Source organism: Streptomyces sp. NBC_00057, from assembly GCF_045041165.1.
Classification (GTDB): Bacteria; Actinomycetota; Actinomycetes; order Streptomycetales; family Streptomycetaceae; genus Streptomyces.
On record NZ_CP108256.1, the window covers coordinates 1,081,254 to 1,098,661 of the forward strand.

17 protein-coding genes and 1 pseudogene are annotated in these 17,408 nt (G+C 70.1%); 6 read left to right on the forward strand and 12 right to left on the reverse strand.

Annotated elements, in window-relative coordinates; translation table 11 throughout:
* Window positions 1-169: 169 nt before the first annotated feature.
* Complete coding sequence (locus OG953_RS05440) at window positions 170-739, forward strand: sigma-70 family RNA polymerase sigma factor (RefSeq protein ID WP_405682792.1); 570 nt, start codon at window positions 170-172, stop codon at window positions 737-739.
* Here OG953_RS05440 and OG953_RS05445 read toward each other — a convergent pair.
* Window positions 673-870 carry a zf-HC2 domain-containing protein gene (locus OG953_RS05445; RefSeq protein ID WP_405682793.1) on the reverse strand — a complete coding sequence of 66 codons (198 nt, stop codon included), beginning with the start codon at window positions 868-870 and terminating at the stop codon, window positions 673-675. The genes OG953_RS05440 and OG953_RS05445 overlap by 67 nt on opposite strands.
* Window positions 871-995: 125 nt before the next feature.
* On the opposite strand from OG953_RS05445, the gene OG953_RS05450 reads away from it, so the two are divergent.
* Window positions 996-1,514 carry a hypothetical protein gene (locus tag OG953_RS05450; RefSeq protein ID WP_405682795.1) on the forward strand — a complete coding sequence of 173 codons (519 nt, stop codon included), beginning with the start codon at window positions 996-998 and terminating at the stop codon, window positions 1,512-1,514.
* Between the two features lie 19 nt (window positions 1,515-1,533).
* Here the strand turns inward: OG953_RS05450 and OG953_RS05455 are convergent, their stop codons facing one another.
* The 10 genes and pseudogenes from OG953_RS05455 to OG953_RS05500 form a co-directional block, all read right to left on the reverse strand.
* Window positions 1,534-2,763: a sensor histidine kinase gene (locus tag OG953_RS05455; RefSeq protein WP_405682796.1), complete on the reverse strand. Its 1,230-nt coding sequence runs from the start codon at window positions 2,761-2,763 to the stop codon at window positions 1,534-1,536.
* 217 nt (window positions 2,764-2,980) lie between these two features.
* Window positions 2,981-4,444 carry a cation acetate symporter gene (locus tag OG953_RS05460; RefSeq protein WP_405682798.1) on the reverse strand — a complete coding sequence of 488 codons (1,464 nt, stop codon included), beginning with the start codon at window positions 4,442-4,444 and terminating at the stop codon, window positions 2,981-2,983.
* On the reverse strand, window positions 4,441-4,803 hold the full coding sequence (locus OG953_RS05465; RefSeq protein WP_405682799.1) for a hypothetical protein: 363 nt from the start codon (window positions 4,801-4,803) through the stop codon (window positions 4,441-4,443). Before OG953_RS05465 ends, OG953_RS05460 begins: the two co-directional genes overlap by 4 nt.
* Window positions 4,804-4,867: 64 nt before the next feature.
* Window positions 4,868-5,620, reverse strand: coding sequence for a LytR/AlgR family response regulator transcription factor (locus OG953_RS05470; protein WP_405682800.1), 753 nt, complete (start codon window positions 5,618-5,620; stop codon window positions 4,868-4,870).
* Window positions 5,621-5,657: 37 nt separating this feature from the next.
* A pseudogene (locus OG953_RS05475) lies at window positions 5,658-5,802 on the reverse strand (Fpg/Nei family DNA glycosylase); the annotation flags it as partial.
* A 36-nt stretch (window positions 5,803-5,838) separates the two neighbouring features.
* Window positions 5,839-6,693: an amidohydrolase family protein gene (locus OG953_RS05480; protein WP_405682802.1), complete on the reverse strand. Its 855-nt coding sequence runs from the start codon at window positions 6,691-6,693 to the stop codon at window positions 5,839-5,841.
* A 1-nt stretch (window position 6,694) separates the two neighbouring features.
* The gene (locus OG953_RS05485; RefSeq protein ID WP_383974877.1) at window positions 6,695-7,006 is read right to left on the reverse strand and encodes an L-rhamnose mutarotase; all 312 of its coding nucleotides are present in this window, start codon (window positions 7,004-7,006) and stop codon (window positions 6,695-6,697) included.
* A 1-nt stretch (window position 7,007) separates the two neighbouring features.
* Window positions 7,008-8,003, reverse strand: coding sequence for an aldo/keto reductase (locus OG953_RS05490; protein ID WP_405682803.1), 996 nt, complete (start codon window positions 8,001-8,003; stop codon window positions 7,008-7,010).
* Between the two features lie 146 nt (window positions 8,004-8,149).
* A complete protein-coding gene (locus OG953_RS05495; protein WP_405682805.1) occupies window positions 8,150-9,541 on the reverse strand; it encodes a wax ester/triacylglycerol synthase family O-acyltransferase in 1,392 nt (463 codons plus the stop codon).
* A 121-nt stretch (window positions 9,542-9,662) separates the two neighbouring features.
* Window positions 9,663-11,729 (reverse strand): SpoIIE family protein phosphatase, encoded by a 2,067-nt coding sequence (locus OG953_RS05500; RefSeq protein WP_405682806.1) that lies wholly within the window; start codon window positions 11,727-11,729, stop codon window positions 9,663-9,665.
* A 259-nt stretch (window positions 11,730-11,988) separates the two neighbouring features.
* Here OG953_RS05500 and OG953_RS05505 point away from each other — a divergent pair, with 259 nt between their 5' ends.
* The 4 genes from OG953_RS05505 (at window position 11,989) to OG953_RS05520 (ending at window position 16,848) form a co-directional block, all read left to right on the forward strand.
* On the forward strand, window positions 11,989-13,356 hold the full coding sequence (locus OG953_RS05505) for an FAD-dependent oxidoreductase (protein ID WP_405682808.1): 1,368 nt from the start codon (window positions 11,989-11,991) through the stop codon (window positions 13,354-13,356).
* A 326-nt stretch (window positions 13,357-13,682) separates the two neighbouring features.
* Entirely contained in the window at window positions 13,683-14,732 is a 1,050-nt protein-coding gene (locus OG953_RS05510; RefSeq protein ID WP_405682809.1) for an iron-siderophore ABC transporter substrate-binding protein, read from the forward strand.
* Window positions 14,733-14,749: 17 nt separating this feature from the next.
* Window positions 14,750-15,787 carry a FecCD family ABC transporter permease gene (locus OG953_RS05515; RefSeq protein ID WP_405682811.1) on the forward strand — a complete coding sequence of 346 codons (1,038 nt, stop codon included), beginning with the start codon at window positions 14,750-14,752 and terminating at the stop codon, window positions 15,785-15,787.
* Entirely contained in the window at window positions 15,784-16,848 is a 1,065-nt protein-coding gene (locus OG953_RS05520; RefSeq protein ID WP_405682813.1) for a FecCD family ABC transporter permease, read from the forward strand. Before OG953_RS05515 ends, OG953_RS05520 begins: the two co-directional genes overlap by 4 nt.
* Window positions 16,849-16,864: 16 nt before the next feature.
* Here the strand turns inward: OG953_RS05520 and OG953_RS05525 are convergent, their stop codons facing one another.
* Complete coding sequence (locus OG953_RS05525) at window positions 16,865-17,317, reverse strand: hypothetical protein (RefSeq protein ID WP_405682814.1); 453 nt, start codon at window positions 17,315-17,317, stop codon at window positions 16,865-16,867.
* Window positions 17,318-17,408 lie beyond the last annotated feature (91 nt).

The following is a 17,408-nucleotide window of genomic DNA, read 5'->3' on the forward strand; positions in this document are numbered from 1 at the left end:
AGAACACCCGGTCGACCGCCGCCCGACCGTTCACCGCACCATTCGCCGCACTGTGCGACCGCTCGTCGCACGGAGCCGCCCGTCGCCTGTTCCTCGGCGCCCCGATGCGTTCGTATACGCCAGTCGGCAGCGAAGCGGCAAGGGGCCACTGCGGGGAAGGGCGTTCACGATGACCACCACGACGACCGATGAGCGGGCCCTGGCGGATCTCCAGCGGGACCACGGCCCCGCCGTTCTCGCTTTCCTGCTCGGGCTGACCTTCGGCGACCGGCAGCGGGCCGAGGATCTGCTCCAGGAGACGCTGGTGCGGGCCTGGCAGAACCCGGAGGCCTTCGACGCTCCGTACGACTCGATGCGGCCCTGGCTCTTCACCGTGGCCCGGCGCCTCGCGATCGATGCGCGCCGCTCCAGGCAGGCCCGGCCGACCGAGGTCAGTGACATCGCGCTGGAGGCCGCCGCGGGCGGGGAGGACACCGCCGAGTCCACGGTCTCGGCCCTCGACGTACGCGATGCGGTACGCACCCTCAGCCCGGAACACCGTGCGGTCCTCGTCCAGATATATTTCCGCGGGCTGAGCGTGGGCGAGACGGCCCGGACTCTCGGTATTCCGGCGGGCACGGTCAAGTCCCGGTCCCATTACGCGCTGCGTCAGCTCTCCCGTAACCTGCCGGGCTACTCCAGCAGATCCTCCACGGTGATCAGGGCGAGCAGCGACACGGCCTCCGCGACCTCCATGTAGTCGGCGGCGCAGCGGTCGCACGACTGCAGATGGCGGGAGACCGTTCGGGTCTCGCCGGCCGTGAGCGCATCGAGAACATAGGCGCCGAGCGACTGCCGCACGTGCGGGTCCTCTCCGTGATCGGCGGTCATCGCATCCTCGTGTCGTGGACGGATCCGGTCGTGACGGATCCTGTCTTTCTGGCCACGTAGGGCGCGTTCCCCCGGTTCAATGCTCCGTGAAGCCCGGTGCCGAGAAGAGAAAGAGGCGAGACGGGATGCGCCCGGAACGTCAGGATGGAACCAGTGGGGGCGGGCTGCTGGTCCCGATGGCCTGGATGTACGCCGAGTACATCGCCGACGAGCTGCTGCGGACCGGCGATCTGATGGAGCCGTCCACGCTGGAGTACCGCGCGGGGTGGGACGCGCTCGCGCTCACCGTCTTCCTCTCCGACGGCGGGGTGCCCGATGCCCTGCCCGCGGCCCGGATGGACGAGCTGCGGCTGTTGACGGCGTACGGGGCGGCCTGGCGCGGCTGGGTCTGTGAGCGGCTCGACGCACTTGAGGCGGCCCCGGGGCTCGCGCCCGGCGACGCGGATCCAGATCTGGCGCTGGCCCGCGCGGCCTGGCGGTGGCTGGAGGAGACCGAACTGCTCGCGGCCGACCTCGATACGATCGGTCCGCCGCCCTGGGAACCGATGAGCGGCGGGGCGGAGGCGGAGGAGGCGGCCCAGGTGTGGACGCCGGCCTGGCAGCTGGGGCTGCCGCTGGGGCATCTGGCGATCCATCTGCACTGATCGCCGCCCCACCGGGTGGTCAGGAACCGTGCACCCCCGCACGGTACTTCGGCAGCCGTACCGTGACCTTCATCCCGGCGCCGATGCCCGTCTCGATGACGAGTCCGTAGTCGTCCCCGTACACCTGGCGCAACCGTTCGTCGACGTTGAGCAGCCCGATTCCGGTCGACTTGCCGCCCTCGCCGCGCAGGATGTGGCGCAGGCGTTCCGGATCCATGCCGGTGCCGTCGTCCTCGATGACGACCTCGGCCTCCGAACCGGCGTCGAGTGCGCGGATGGTGATGCGGGTCGGGGTCTCCCCTGCTCGAACGGAGTCGGGAGCCCGGGGAAGGGTGACGGCTCCTTCGAGGCCGTGTTTGACGGCGTTCTCGACCAGGGGCTGGAGGCAGAGGAACGGCAGAGCGACGGGCAGCACTTCGGGGGCGACCTGGAGGGTGACCGCAAGCCGTTCTCCGAAGCGGGCCCGTACCAGTGCCAGGTACTGGTCGATGGAGTGGAGTTCGTCGGCGAGGGTGGTGAAGTCGCCGTGACTGCGGAACGAGTAGCGGGTGAAGTCGGCGAATTCCAGCAGGAGTTCACGGGCCTGCTCTGGGTCGGTGCGGACGAACGAGGCAATGGCGGCCAGTGAGTTGAAGATGAAGTGCGGGGAGATCTGGGCCCGCAGCGCCCTGATCTCTGCCTCGATGAGCTGGGTGCGGGAGCGGTCGAGTTCGGCGAGTTCCAGCTGTACGCAGACCCAGCGGGCCACCTCTCCGGCCGCTCTCGCCAGCACCGCGGATTCGCGCGGGGCGTAGGCGATGAGGGTGCCGAGGACCCGGTGGTCGACGGTGAGCGGCACGGCGACGGCCCAGCGCAATGGGCAGTCGAGGTCGTCGCAGTCGCTGTGGAAGGCGGTGTCCCGGCCGCTGGCGAGGAGGCCCTGCACCTGGTCCATGACGTGCCGGCCGTGGTGTTCGCCCTCGCCGTCCCAGACGAGCACCCGGTCACGGTCGGTGAGGCAGAGGGCGTCGGTGCCGAGCAGGGAGCGGAGCCCGCGGGCGGATTTACGGGCGCTCTCCTCGGTGAGTCCGGCGCGCAGTGGGGGCGCGGCGAGCGAGGCGGTGTGCAGGGTCTCGAAGGTGGCGTGCTCGACGGGGGTTCCGACGTCGCTGGTACGGACCGGGCGGGCGGTGCGGCGGCCGAGCAGGAAGCCCGCGCCGAGCAGCAGGAGGACGAGCAGGACGAGTACGGCGTAGCCGGCCCCGGTCATCGGTGTCTCCCCGAGGTCAGGAGGGCCCGGCAGTGGGCAGCGCGGGTGAAGGAGCGGGGCTGGGGTGCGTGCATCGCAAGGCGGAGGATTGAGGCAGATGGGGTCTCCCCTGCTCGAACGCAGCTGAGAGCTTGGGGAAGGAGCGTTGGTGATTGACGACAACGCCGCGAGGTGCGTGCCCCGGACCCTCGACGCCGCGAAGCCCGCTGCCGGGCCCTCACAGCGCTTCCGGCAGGTGGAAACGGGTCATGGCGGCGTTCGTCCCGGGAGGTATGCGGCCGGGCGTGGCGAGGGACACCAGGACCATGACAAGGAAGCCGACCGGCACCGACCAGACAGCGGGCCAGGCGAGCAGGGCGTGCGGCCAGCCGGGCGGGCGTACCGTGCCGCTGACGGTGACGGCGACGGACAGGAACGCGGAGCCGCCGCCGAGCAGCAGCCCGGCGATCGCGCCGGGCGGGGTGAGTCGCCGCCACCAGATGCCGAGGACCAGCAGCGGGCAGAAGGAGGACGCGGAGACGGCGAAGGCCATCCCCACCGAGTCGGCCACCGGCACCCGGCTCACCATCAGCGAACCGGCCAGCGGTACGCACATGGCGAGGACGGTGGCCAGCCGGAAGTGCCGTACCCCGCGCGACGGGAGCACGTCCTGGGTGATGACCCCGGCGACGGCCATCGTGAGGCCGGACGCGGTCGACAGGAATGCGGCGAAGGCGCCGCCCGCGATGAGCGCGCCGAGCAGGTCCCCACCGAGCCCGCCGATGACGCGTTCGGGCAGCAGCAGCACGGCGGCGTCCGCGTCCCCGCCGTGGATCAGCTCGGGGGCGTACAGCCTGCCCAGTGCACCGTAGACCGGCGGCAGCAGATAGAACAGGCCGATGAGGGCGAGGACAGCGACCGTCGTGCGTCTGGCGTCGCGGCCGTTGGGGCTGGTGTAGAAGCGGACGACGACATGCGGGAGGCCCATGGTGCCGAGGAAGGTCGCGACGATCAGCCCGTAGGTGGCGTACAGCGGATGGTCGGCGCGGAACACGGAAAGCTGCTCGTCGAAGTGGACGCGGGGCTGCCCGTCGCCCTGCCAGGCGAGGACCAGGAAGATCGCGGGGACGAGGAGTGCGGTCAGCTTCAGCCAGTACTGGAAGACCTGTACGAAGGTGATGGAACGCATGCCGCCCGCAGCGACGGCGATGACGACGACGGAGGCCACGAGCACATCGCCGAGCCAGCCGGGCGCCCCGGTCAGGATCTTGAGCGTCAGCCCCGCGCCCTGGAGTTGCGGTACGAGATAGAGCCAGCCCGCCGCGACGACGAAGACGCTCACCAGCCTGCGCACCTGCCGCGATTCCAGCCGCCCCTCGGCGAAGTCGGGCAGGGTGTACGCCCCCGAGCGGCGCAGCGGTGCGGCGACGAACACCAGCAGCACCAGATAGCCCGCGGTGTATCCGACCGGGTACCAGAGCATGTCCGGGCCGTGCACGAGCACCAGGCCGGCGATGCCGAGGAAGGAGGCGGCGGAGAGGTATTCGCCGCTGATCGCTGCGGCGTTGAGCCGGGGCCGTACGGTGCGTGAGGCGACGTAGAAGTCGGAGGTGGTACGGGAGATGCGCAGTCCGAAACCACCGACGAGGACGGTCGCGACGACGACGACGGCGACGGCCGCCACCGCGTACGTACGGCTCACGGTGCGGGGCGGCCTTCCACGAGCCGGGCGAAGTCGCGTTCATTGCGCTCGGCCCGTCGCACATACCACCAAGCGGCCAGGGTCAGTGGCGGATAGGCGGCGAACCCCAGGACGCCCCAGACGAGCGCGGCACTGTGCAGGGCTTCGAACACGAGCGGCAGTGTGCCGACGACGACGGCGAGGACGGTGAACGCGGTGAGTCCGGCCCGCAGTTGGCTGCGCATCAGCGAACGGACGTAGGCACCGCCGAGTGCGGTCTGCTCGTCGATCTCCGACTGGGTGCGGTAGCGCGGCAGCGGGCGCACCCGCCGGGGCTCCCCCGTCACCACTTCACGCCGGGGCGTTGACTCTGCGGACATGGGCCCGGAGTGTACGCAGCACCGGACGGTCGTGGGAAGGGGTTCGAGCCCGGGCAGGGCCTGGTCAGCGGCCGGTCTGGCGCATCAGCAGATCGCGCACAGCTCGGGCGTGGCGACGGCTCACGGCGAGCTCCGCAGTGCCGATGCGCACGCTCATGCTGCCCGCGTCGAGTCGGAGTTCATCGATCCGCCCCAGCGCGACGAGATGGCGGCGGTGGATGCGTACGAAGCCGCGCGAGCGCCAGCGTTCCTCCAGGGTGGTGAGGGGGACGCGGACGAGGTGGCTGCCGTTGTCGGTGTGCAGCCGGGCGTAGTCGCCCTGGGCCTCGGCGTAGGCGATGTCGTCGATCGGAATGAACCGGATCACTCCGCCGAGTTCCACCGGTATCTGGTCGTTCGCGGTGTCGAGTGCGGGTGCGGAGCGGTCGCCGACCTGTTCGGCCACGCGTCGTACCGCTTCGGCGAGACGTTCGCGACGGACCGGCTTGAGGACGTAGTCGACGGCTTTCAGGTCGAAGGCATGGACGGCGAAGCCCTCGTGTGCGGTGACGAAGACGATGAGCGGGGGCGCGGCGAATCCGGCCAGCAGCTGGGCGACGTCGAGGCCGGTGAGGCCCGCCATGTGGATGTCGAGGAAGACGACGTCGATGGCGGACGGGTCGCCGGGGCCCGCCTCGACGGCGCTGCCGATGCGGCGCAGCGCCTCGGTGGCCCCGGTGGCGCCCTCGGCGCTGCGGATGCGGGGATCGGCGCGCAGGAGGTAGAGGAGTTCCTCCAGGGCGGGTTCTTCGTCGTCGACGGCGAGTACGCGCAGCATGGGGCGGAGTTTAGGGCGTACACGAGGGTTCCGCGCTGAGTGTACCGTGCAGGGCGGTCAGCGGTGGGTCGTACGTCTTGAGGACGCTGACGGTGAGCGGCAGGACGCGGTCGATCTCCTTGTCCGACCAGGTGGTCGTCGAGGAAGACCCGCAGGGCTTCGGCTTCCGGCAGTTCGGGCATGGTTCCAGACTGCCGAAGCCGTCGCCCGGATGTCTGTCAGAGGCCGTACACTCGCTCGGCCGTGGTGGCGAGGACGCGAGCCCGCTCGTCCTCGGTGAGGGAGTCGGTCAGGGTGTGTGCCGCTTCGACGACCTCCTCGTACGTCGCGGCGAGCCGGCACACCGGCCAGTCGGAGCCGAACATCAGCCGGCCTGGTCCGAAGGCGTCCAGGACGGTGTCGGCATAGGGGCGCAGATCACTCACGGTCCAGGAGTGCACATCGGCTTCGGTGACCAGGCCGGAGAGTTTGCACACGGTGTTGGGGCGGGCGGCGAGGGCCCGGAGGTCGTCGGCCCAGGGGCGCAGTTCACCGGTGGCGACGGGCGGTTTGCCGGCGTGGTCGAGTACGAAGGTCAGCCCGGGCAGCAGGGCGGCGGCCTCGACGGTGGCGGGCAGTTGGTGGGCCTGGACGACGAGGTCGTAGACGAGCCCTGCGTCGGCGACGGCACGCAGTCCGCGCCGGACGTCGGGGCGCAGCAGCCATTGGGGGTCGGGTTCGCCCTGGACCTGGTGGCGGATACCGACGAGCCGGTCGCCGCCGGGGAGTTCACGCAGCGCGGCAAGGGTGTCGGCGACGTCCGGCGCCGTGAGGTCGCACCAGCCGACGACGCCCGCGACGAGGCCGTTGTCGTGGGCGAGGGCCAGGAACTCGGGCGTCTCCTCGGCGACGGTGACGGTCTGGACGAGGACGGTGGCGCACACCCCGACGGCGCGCGCCTCGGGCTCCAGGTCGGCGAGGGTGAACGTACGCCGAAGCGGGGCGAGTTCGTCGCCGGTGATCCAGTCCTGGTCGCGCACCGACAGATCCCACACATGGTGGTGGGCGTCGACGATCCGTTGCTGACCGGTCATGTCACAGCTCCCAGGCGACCGGGAGACCGGCTTCGGCGCCGTCCGACGAGTAGTCGTGCGCGACGTCGAGGAGCTCGTCCATCCTCGCCTGCCAGGCGACGTTGACGGGCAGTTTCTCCAGTTCGGCGAGGAGTGCGGCGTAGTCCTCGCAGTCGATGACGTGGAAGAGATCGGTGCCGCTGCGCCAGATCGTCCAGGACGTGGCGCCCGCTGCGCGGATCGCGGTGGTCAGCTCCGCGGGGACTTCGCGGTGCGCGGCCTCGTACTCCTCGATGCGGTCGGCGCGGACCTTGGTGTGCAGGGCGATTCTCATGTCAGCGTCCGTCCTCGGTCAGCAGGCCCTCGGCGCGCAGGTCGTCCCAGAGGGCGTCCGGGATCTCGCGGCGGAGCAGGGCGGCGGCATCGCGCACCTCGTCCGGGGAGCGGGTGCCGACGAGCACTCCGGCGACGGCCGGGTGCGCGAGCGGGTAGTGGAGGGCGGCGGCCCGCAGCGGGACGCCGTGGCCCTCGGTGACGGCCTTGATGCGCAGCGCCCGGTCCAGGAAGGCCGGGGGCGCGGCCGTGTAGTCGTATGTGGCACCGGGGCGCGGGTCGGCGAGCAGCCCGGAGTTGAAGACCCCACCGACGACGACGCTGCGGCCGCGGGCGGCCGCCTCGGGCAGCAGTTCGGTCAGGGCGGACTGGTCGAGGAGGGTGTATCGGCCCGCGCAGAGCACGACGTCGACATCGGTGTCGCGTACGAAGCGGGTGAGCATCGCGGTCTGGTTCATGCCCGCGCCGATCGCGCCGATGACACCCTGTGCACGCAGCTTCTCCAGTTCGGGGTACGCGTCGTGGAACGCGGTCTCCGCGTGGTCGTCCGGGTCGTGCAGATACGCGATGTCGAGGCGATCGAGGCCGAGCCGTTCCAGGCTGTCCTCGATGCTGCGGCGTACGCCTTCGGCGCTGAAGTCCCAGCGGCGGCGGTGCGTGGCCCGTACGGCGAAGCCCTCGGAGAGACTGTCGGACATGTTCTCGCAGGCCGTACCGGTGTCGGCGGGCAGCGGGTCGAGCACCCGTCCCACCTTGGTGGACAGCACATACGAGTCGCGGGGTCTGGCTCGCAGGGCCTCGCCGAGCCGTCGTTCGGAGAGGCCGAGTCCGTAGTGCGGCGCGGTGTCGAAGTAGCGGACGCCCTCGTCCCATGCGGCGTCGACGGCGGCCGCCGCCTGCGCGGGGTCGACGGCACTGAAGAGATTGCCGATGGCAGCCGCTCCGAAGGACAGCTCGGTGATCTCGACCGCGCTGCTTCCCAGCCTGTTGCGCCGCATGCTTCCGCCGCCCTCCCCGTTGATCACTTCCTGCACACAGCGAATATTCATCGGATCACTTGGGCACGTCAACACCTCAGACACCGTGAACCGCGGCACATTCCCAGAAATCTGTCCGATCTATGGTCGATCGGGGTGCAGGCCGTTCACCGAGCGGGCAGCAGGGCGAGCAGCTGCGCCACCTCGTCGTCGGCGCAGCCCGCCAGCCGCTCCAGGTCGGGCAGCGCCTTGCCGTCGGCCACCAACCCGACCCGCACCCGGCCGCCGTATGCGGACAGGGCGATGGCCAGGGACTGGCCGCGGGCCAGCGGTGCCATCGGATAGACGGCGCGCAGCGGGCAGCCGCCGAGCGAGAGCGCCGAACGCGGCAGCGGCACGCTGGTGACCAGGACGTCGAAGAGCATCCTGGCCGCGTTCCCGGCGATCGGTGCGCCGAAGCGGTGGGCCAGCGAGGGCAGTTGATCGGCGAGTACGGCCACCGCGCCGGCGCCGCGGAAGGGCCCTGCAGCCTTGTTGCGGTCCATGGCCGTGCGGACGGTACGGAGCCGCTTCCAGGGGTCGGGCTCGGAGACGGGGAGCCCGAGCAGATAGGCGGAGAGCTTGTTCCCGCTCGCGGCGGCCTGGCCCGGTCTGCGGCGGGAGACCGGCACCAGGGCGCGCGGGTCCTCGACGGGCAGCGGTTCGCCGCGCTCCAGCATCCAGCGGCGCAACGCCCCGGCGACGACCGCGAGCAGGACATCGTTGGTCGTGCCTCCGGCCGCCCGCCGGATCCGCTGGACGGCGTCAAGGTCCAGGTCCGCGGTGACCAGCCGCCGGGTGCCGCTGGAGCTCGCGGTGAGTGCGGGCGCGCCGCGCGGATCGAGGCGACTGGCCCGCACCATGGAGGCACCGACCCCGAACGCCCGCCCGAGATCCTCGATCCGGCCCAGCGCGAGGCCGGCGACCTGGCGCGGGCCCGGCATCCAGGAGCGGGGCTGGACCGCGCGCGCCCGGCGGGCGGGCATACCGCTGCGGGCGCGTCCGGCGACGGAGGCGATCTCGTCGAAGATCCCGGCTCCGATGGCGACCGCGCGCATTCCGTCGGCGAGGGCGTGATGGAGCTTGACGAGCACCGCGAAGGGCCCGCCCTCGGCACCGCCGATCACATACATCTGCCAGGGCGGCAGACCCCGTTCGAGCGGCCGCTCCATCAGTTCGCCGGCGAGCCGGGTGGCGCCCGCCATGAATCCGCCGCCCTCGCCCCGCGACTCGGCCTCGGTCAGCTGCACCCGCTCGATGTGCCGGTGCACGTCGAAGTCCTTGTCCACGAACCAGGCCGCACCGCCGACCGGCAGCAGCACGTCCCTGACCCGCATCCGCAGCCGAGGAATCGCGGCAGCGCGGGTGCCCAGCAGCTCCAGCACGGTCTCCGGGCCGGCGCCGTGCGCCGGGTCGGGCGGAGGGGAGAAGACGGCGAGCGCGCCGAGGTGCATGGGGTGGGCATCGGATTCGAGGTGCCAGAAGGCCAGATCGAGAGGTGCCAGTAGCTCAGTGCCCAACGGATCCTCATGTCATCGAAGACAAAGACTGACGGAGTCGCAGTCAATCGTTCGCGGTCGGTTACGGTCAAGCACAGACATGTTACGTTCTGTTACTGTCGGGTAGTACTCAACATTGCCGTCATTCGCGTTCCGGAATGACGAATTCGCACCACACGCACTTACCGCTGCCCCGCGACTCCACACCCCACAGGTCCGCCAGCCGGTCCACCAGCATCAGCCCTCGCCCGGACACCCCGGCCTGCCCCGCGTCCCGGCGCCGGGGCAGCGCGCTGGAACGGTCCTCGACGTCGACCCGCAGCCGCCGCTCGGGCCCGGTGAGCACCCGGATCGTGACGATCGCCCCGCCGTCGGTGTGCATCAGCGCGTTGGTGACCAGCTCGTCGGCGGCCAGCTCTACATCATCGGCCCGCGTCCTGGCGCCCCAGGCCCGCACCGCCGCACGGATCATGTGCCGCGCGGAGCTCAGCGCCTCCGGGTCGCCCTGTGCGACATGCTGCTGGAGCCGACCGCCCGGCCGGGGTGCGTGAGCGGCCTGTCGGCGCAGCAGCAGGACCGCGACATCGTCCTCGCCGCCACGCTCGTCGACCTCCTCGCAGAGCTGGTCGGCCAGCCTCTGGAGGTCCTGCGGACCGTTGCGCACCATGGACGTCAGCAACTGCATGCCCTCGTCGAGATCGGCTCCGGGCAGCTCCACCAGACCATCGGTGAACAGCACCAGCGTCTGACCGGGGTCCAGCTCGACCGTGCTGACCGGGTACTCGAGCCGCCCGAACTCGGCCGACAGCCCCAGCGGCAGCCCGCCCTCCACGAGCAGCCTGCGGCAGCTGCCGTCGGTGTCGCGCACCAGCGGATCGACGTGGCCGGCCCGGACCAGCTGCACCACTCCCGTCGTCAGGTCGGCCTCGGCGTAGGAGCAGGTCGCGAAGCGGTCGGTGTCCAGCTCATGGAGGAACACGGAGGCCCGGGCCATCACCGTGGCGGGACTGTGCCCCTCCGCCGCGTAGGCGCGCAGCACGATGCGCAACTGCCCCATGACGGCCGCGGCATGCGTGTCATGGCCCTGTACGTCCCCGATGACGGCCCCGACCCGGCCGCCGGGCAGCGGGATGACGTCGTACCAGTCACCCCCGATGTCCCGACCCAGCCGGGCCGACCGGTACCGCACGGCGACCTGCGCGCCCGGCACGTCCGGGATCCGGCGCGGCAGCATGGCCTGCTGGAGGCCCTCGGCGAGATCGTGCTCCTGCTCGTACAGCATGGCCCGCTGCAGACTCTGGGCGATGGAGCTGCCGAGCGCGACGAGCAGGTTGCGTTCGTCGCCGGTGAAGCCGTCCTTCTCGCTGTAGAGCAGTCCGAGTGCGCCGATGGGCCGGGCCTGGGCGATCAGCGGCAGATAGGCGGCGGACGTGATGCCGAGGTGGCTGATGTGGGGCCACAGAATCGGGTACGAGGTGGCGAAATCCGTGGCGGACTCGATGAAGCGGGGCGAGAGCGTAGTCACCACTTCGCTCATCGGGTACTGCTCGTCCGTCCGGGTGTAACGGGTGCCGGGCACGAAGGAGCCCTCCGGGCCGTCCGCCACCAGATGGATACGTCCCGCCTCGATCAGGCCCACGACCAGGCTGGTCGCACCGAGATGCGCCAGGCCCTGCGAGTTCTTCAGCACGTCGATGACGTCCCGGACCGTCCGGGCGTGGGCCAGCGCGGCCGTGGTGCCTTCCACCAGGCTGGTGCGGCGCCGCCGCTCCATGTCCAGTTCGCGGCGGGCGGTGGAGTCGGCCAGCTCCTGGGTGGCGTCGCGGACGATGCCGATGATGCGACGGGGGCGGCCGGTCTCGTCGCGCTGGATGAAGCCCTGAGTATGAGTCCAGCGCAGAGTGCCGTCGCGCCTCAGGATCCTGAAATACGCGCCGTAATTTCTCTGCCCGCCCTTGAGGGCCTGCGCGACCATCGCGTCGAGCCGGACACCCTCGTCCGGCGGCACCCGCGGCGCGAGCGACTCCGGCCGGTCGTCGTATTCCTCGGCCCGCAGGTCGAACACATCGAGTGCGGGCCGGTCCATGTGCATCAGGCCACTGTCGAGGTCCCAGTCGAAGCTGCCCATACGGTTCAGGGCGAGGCTGAGATCCGGGTGGGCGGGCCAGTCGTCCGGGAGTGACAGGGCACCCGCTACCCGATCATCCATGTGGGTCACTCTGCCATTATTTGTCCGATTCTTCGAGCGAACCCCGCACCGGCGGGGAATCCGGTGTCGCGCAGTCGGAGCACCTCCCCGTCCCCCACAGGGCACCGGGCTGCAGCGCCCTCGACCGCCCGGAGGGCCGCCCGCCCAGAGGTCGCGGGTCAGCAGCGGATACCGTGTCCCGTGGAGCACGGTAAGCCCATCCTTACTTCTACCCTGCGCCGCACTGCCCGCTCAGCCCGTTCTAAGGACCTGCAACTCCATGACCCGCCCCGTCCGCGTCGCCATAGTCGGAGCCGGCCCCGCCGGAATCTACGCAGCGGACGCGCTGCTGAAATCCGAGGCCGCCCAGGACCCGGGTGTTTCGATCGACCTGTTCGAGCGGATGCCCGCCCCCTTCGGCCTGATCCGCTACGGAGTGGCCCCTGACCACCCGCGGATCAAGGGCATCGTCCAGGCACTGCACCAGGTGCTCGACAAGCCGCAGTTGCGACTGTTCGGCAACGTCGACTACCCCGCCGACATCGACCTGGACGATCTGCGGTCCTTCTACGACGCGGTGATCTTCTCCACCGGCGCCGACGCGGACCGCGCGCTCGACATCCCCGGCGGCTCCCTGGACGGTTCCCACGGCGCGGCCGACTTCGTCTCCTGGTACGACGGACACCCCGATGTGGCCCGCACCTGGCCCCTGGACGCGGAGAAGGTCGCCGTGCTCGGGGTGGGCAATGTGGCACTGGACGTGGCACGCATGCTCGCCAAGACGGCGGACGAACTGCTGCCGACCGAGATACCCGCGAACGTCCACGAGGGCCTCAAGGCCAACAAGGCCCTGGAAGTGCATGTCTTCGGGCGTCGCGGTCCCGCGCAGGCCAAGTTCAGCCCGATGGAGCTGCGGGAGCTGGACCACTCACCGAACATCGAGGTCATCGTCAACCCCGAGGACATCGAGTACGACGCGGGCTCGATCGAGACCCGGCGCGGCAACAAGCAGGCCAACATGGTCGCTTCCACGCTGGAGAACTGGGCCATCCGCGACGTGGGCGACCGGCCGCACAAGCTGTTCCTGCACTTCTTCGAGTCCCCGGCAGAGATCCTCGGCGAGGACGGCCGGGTCGTCGGTCTGCGCACCGAGCGGACCGAGCTGGACGGCACCGGGAACGTCAAGGGCACCGGACGCTTCACCGACTGGGACGTACAGAGCGTCTACCGCGCGGTCGGCTACTACTCGCAGGAGCTCCCGAAGCTCCCGTTCGACGTGGCCTCCGGCACCGTCCCGCACGCCGCAGGGCGTGTCGTCGACGGCGAGGAGCCCATGCCGTCGGTGTACGTCACGGGGTGGATCAAGCGCGGCCCGATCGGTCTGATCGGCCACACCAAGGGCGATGCCAACGAGACGGTCGCCTGCCTCCTGGACGACCACGCCACCGGCCGGCTGGCCACCCCGGCACAGCCCGAGCCGGAGGCCGTCACCGCCTTCCTGGAGGAGCGCGGCGTTCGTTACACCACCCGCGAGGGCTGGTACCGCCTGGACGCGCACGAGCAGGCCCTGGGCGCGGAGCAGGGACGCGAGAGGATCAAGGTCGTGGAGCGCGACGCCATGCTGGACGCTTCCGAGCCCCGCTCCTGAAGTACGCACCGACCGACCCGGTCGGCCGCCCGCGGCGGCCGACCGGAGGGCAGTTCCGTCCACCTCGGCAGATCCCCCCGGCTTGTGATCGGCTCAACGGCCCTGCAGCGCACTGACTGACATGCTCCTGACAAACACATCCGCGCGCCACGATGCACCCAACGCAGGTCGGCCCAGACCTTTCGCCAATGAGCCCGAACCAAGGGCGGACGCCGATTGGCCGGAGGCCGGCTGTAGACGGAAGTTGACTTAGCTTAGGCTTACCTAAATCCTCGCAGTCCGCGCGGGATCCGACTGCTCCGTCCACCAACCCATGAGGAACATCCATGTCCCGGTTCACCCGCGTGCGTCGCCGGACGCTCGCCGCAACTGCCACCGCCGCAGCGCTCGTTCTCGTCCTCGGTGGTTGTTCGTCGAGCGACGACGGCAAGGAGACCTCCGGCGCATCCGGGAAGAGCAGCGGAGCGTTCCCCGTCTCGATCAAGAGCGCGCTAGGCACGGCCGAGATCAAGGAACAGCCCGAACGGATCGTCACCCTCGGCCAGGGCTCGGCCGAGACCGCCATCGCGCTCGGCCACACCCCGGTGGGCATGGAGAAGTACGAGTGGGGCAGCGACAAGACCGGCTATCTGCCCTGGATCCACGAGGCGGTGAAGAAGTCCGGCGACAAGCTGCCGACCCAGTTCACGGGTGGTGAGGACATCGACTTCGAGGCCATCACCGAACTGGAGCCGGATGTCATCCTCGCGCCGTGGTCCGGGATCACGCAGAAGGACTACGACATCCTCAAGGACATCGCCCCCACCGTCGCCTACCCCGATCTGGCATGGAGCACGGACTGGGACCAGCAGATCGACATCATCGGCAAGGCGCTGGGACAGACGGACGAGGCGAAGGGCCTCGTCTCGAAGATCGAGAAGCAGCTGTCCGACGCGGCAGCGACCCGGCCGAACTACAAGGACTACAAGTTCTCGTACATCTACAACACCGGTCCCGGCACCCTCGGCGTGTTCAAGCCCGAAGAGCAGCGCGTCAAGATGCTCTCCTCGCTCGGCCTCACCGTCGACCCGGTGGTGAACACCTTCAAGGAGACGAAGGGCACCGACTCGGCGCTGATCGGTCTGGAGAACGCCGAGAAGCTGAAGGACAGCGATCTGCTCTTCACCTTCTACATGGATGACAAGTCCCGCAAGGAGATCGAGGCTCAGCCGCTGTACGCGGCGATGCCCGCGGTCAAGAGCGGCGCCGTGGTCTACAGCAAGGACAACTCCTTCGTCACGGCCTCCTCGATCATCAACCCGCTCACCGTGCCGTGGGTGATCGACCGCTACCTGCCGCTGATCGACAAGGCCATCAAGGCCGCCGACAACGGCTGAGGCCGGCCACCACCCACATGGCCACCACCACGCACGCACCGCCGAGCGGTGCCGGAACCTCACGGGCCGGCACCGCTCGACGGGTGTATTCCCTCGTCATCGCAGTCGTCGTCCTCGTCCTCGCCGTATTCGCGAGCATCATGTTCGGCAGCCGGACCACCTCGTTCAGCGATGTGCTGCACGTCCTGTCCGGCACCGCCGATCCGAATGTCACCGCCATCGTCGAGAGCCGCTATCCGAGGACCGCGCTCGGGATACTCGCCGGTCTCTGTCTGGCCGTCGCGGGCACGCTCATGCAGGGCGTGACCCGCAATCCGCTGGCCGATCCCGGTCTCCTCGGGATCAACGCGGGCGCCTCGGCGAGCATCGTCGCCGCGACGGCCTTCCTGGGGGCCTCGGGCACTACCGACACCATGTGGTGGGCACTGCCCGGTGCGCTGATCGCCGGTCTGCTCGTCCATGCGATCGGATCGGCGGGTTCGGGCAGCGGACTGGTGCGGCTCGTGCTCGCCGGTGCGGTGCTCTCCGCCGTGCTGATGGCGTTCATCCAGGCAGTGACCCTGAGCCGGCCGCAGGTGTTCGACAGCTACCGGTACTGGGTCGTCGGCGCGCTCGGCGGCAGGGACTTCGACGTCTTCCTTTCGGTTCTGCCCTTCGCTGTGGTCGGACTGGTGATAGCCGCGGTGCTGGGGCCCGGCCTCAACACGCTCGCACTCGGTGACTCGACCGCGGCGTCCCTCGGGGCGAACCCGGCCCTGGTCCGGGCGGGCGGGCTGCTCTCGGCCACGCTGCTGAGCGCCGCGGCAACTGCGGCGGTCGGCCCGATCGCCTTCGTCGGCCTGGCCGTTCCGCATGTGGTGCGGGCCCTGGTCGGTGTCGACTTCCGTGTGCAGATCCTCTTCTCGGCGTTGGCCGGTCCCGCTCTGCTGCTCCTCGCGGATGTCGTGGGGCGGGTGGTCATGCGCCCGCAGGAACTGATGGTCGGTGTCGTGACAGCGTTCATCGGAGCGCCCGCACTGCTCATTGCCGTACGCAGGATGAGGGGGAACGCATGACGTCGCATCAGGCCGGATTCCGTACCGTCTCGCCCAGGATGTTCCTGACGATCGGCAGGACGGTGGCGTTGCCGTTCCGGCGAGTGTCCCTGTTGACGGCACTCGTGCTGTTCGTGCTGCTCGTGGTGGCTGCCGTCGCCACGCTGTCGCTCGGGCGGCTGGGCATTCCGCTCACCGATCTCACCGCGGCGCTGACGGGCGGGGCCGAGGGCAAGAACGCGTTCGTCCTGGAACGCCTGCGCGGCCCGCGTCTGGTGGTCGCCATAGGCACCGGCGGAGCCCTCGGTCTTTCCGGGGCACTGTTCCAGTCCGTCACCCGCAATCCGCTCGGCAGCCCGGATGTGATCGGGCTGGCGTCCGGCGCGGGCGCCGGCGCCGCGATCACCGCGCTGATGTTCCCGGACACCGTGCCGGTGGCCCTCGGCGCACTGCTCGGTGCCGTCCTCGCCATGGTGCTGGTCCATGTGTCGACCGGCACCGGGTTCCGTAACCCCGCACGGCTCGTCATCGCCGGGATCGGTGTCGCCGCGATCGGCACGGCGGTCACCCAGTACGTCGTCTACGCCATGGAGCGCGACCGGGCCGCCGTCCTCACCGCCTACGTCAACGGCAGCCTGTCGGCGCGGTCCTGGGACGACGCCACCACGATCTGGCTGGTGCTGCTGATCGTGGCCCCGCTCACCGCCCTGATCGCGCGCCGGCTGGACATCGGGGAGATGGGCGACGACATCGCGGGCGCACTCGGGTCCGAGCCCCGCAGCACGAAGACGATCGCCATCGTGCTGGCGATCGTGCTCTCGGCGGGCGCCGTCAGTGTCGCCGGACCCATCGCGTTCATCTCTCTGACGGCTCCGCAGATCGCCAAGCGGATCACCCGGGTCTCCGGCCCGCACCTGTTGCTGTCGGCGCTGACCGGCGCGCTGCTGCTGGTGATCGCGGATCTCTGCGCCCAGCAACTGCCGCTGTTCGACAACCTGCCCGTCGGTATCTACACGATGGCCATCGGGGGTGTGTACCTCGGCTGGCTGCTGGTACGGGAGTGGCGCCGGGGAGTGCTGTGAGGTCCGGCGCCGCACGCTACTCTCCGCTGAAGCAGCTGTACGGCGCCACGGACACCCCCTCGACAACGCACCGCGGGTCGTCCGCTCCGGCCGTCGGGTCCACCTCGCGCGCCTCCAGCACGCGCATGGACCAGACGGAGAATCCGGCATGGAAGTCGTGGCCGACGTCGCACGGCGTGCTGGTGTACCCCTTGGCGTGCAGTTCGGCGACGACGTCGTCGATCAGCCGGTGAGTCAGCTGGATTCCGTCGTAACTCGCCTCGGCCTCACCGCCCTGCCCGCTGTATCCGACCTCGACGAGTTCGACGGTGTCGTCGGGCGCGTAGGTGATCACCAGCGCCGGTGTGGTGGCGTAGACGGCGCAGCCGGTGTCGGGGCCGTTGTGCGGCGGCCCGATCCGCTCCTCGACCCGGGTCCGGTGGTCGCCGATCGTGACGAGGTCGACGCCTCGTCCGGGAATGATCTCCATGCCGGGCATCCTGCCATCGGGCCGTGCCCCCTCTCCCAGCCCCTCCCCGCAAGCCGTCTTGAACGCGTTCAAGAAAACTCGTAGAGTCGGC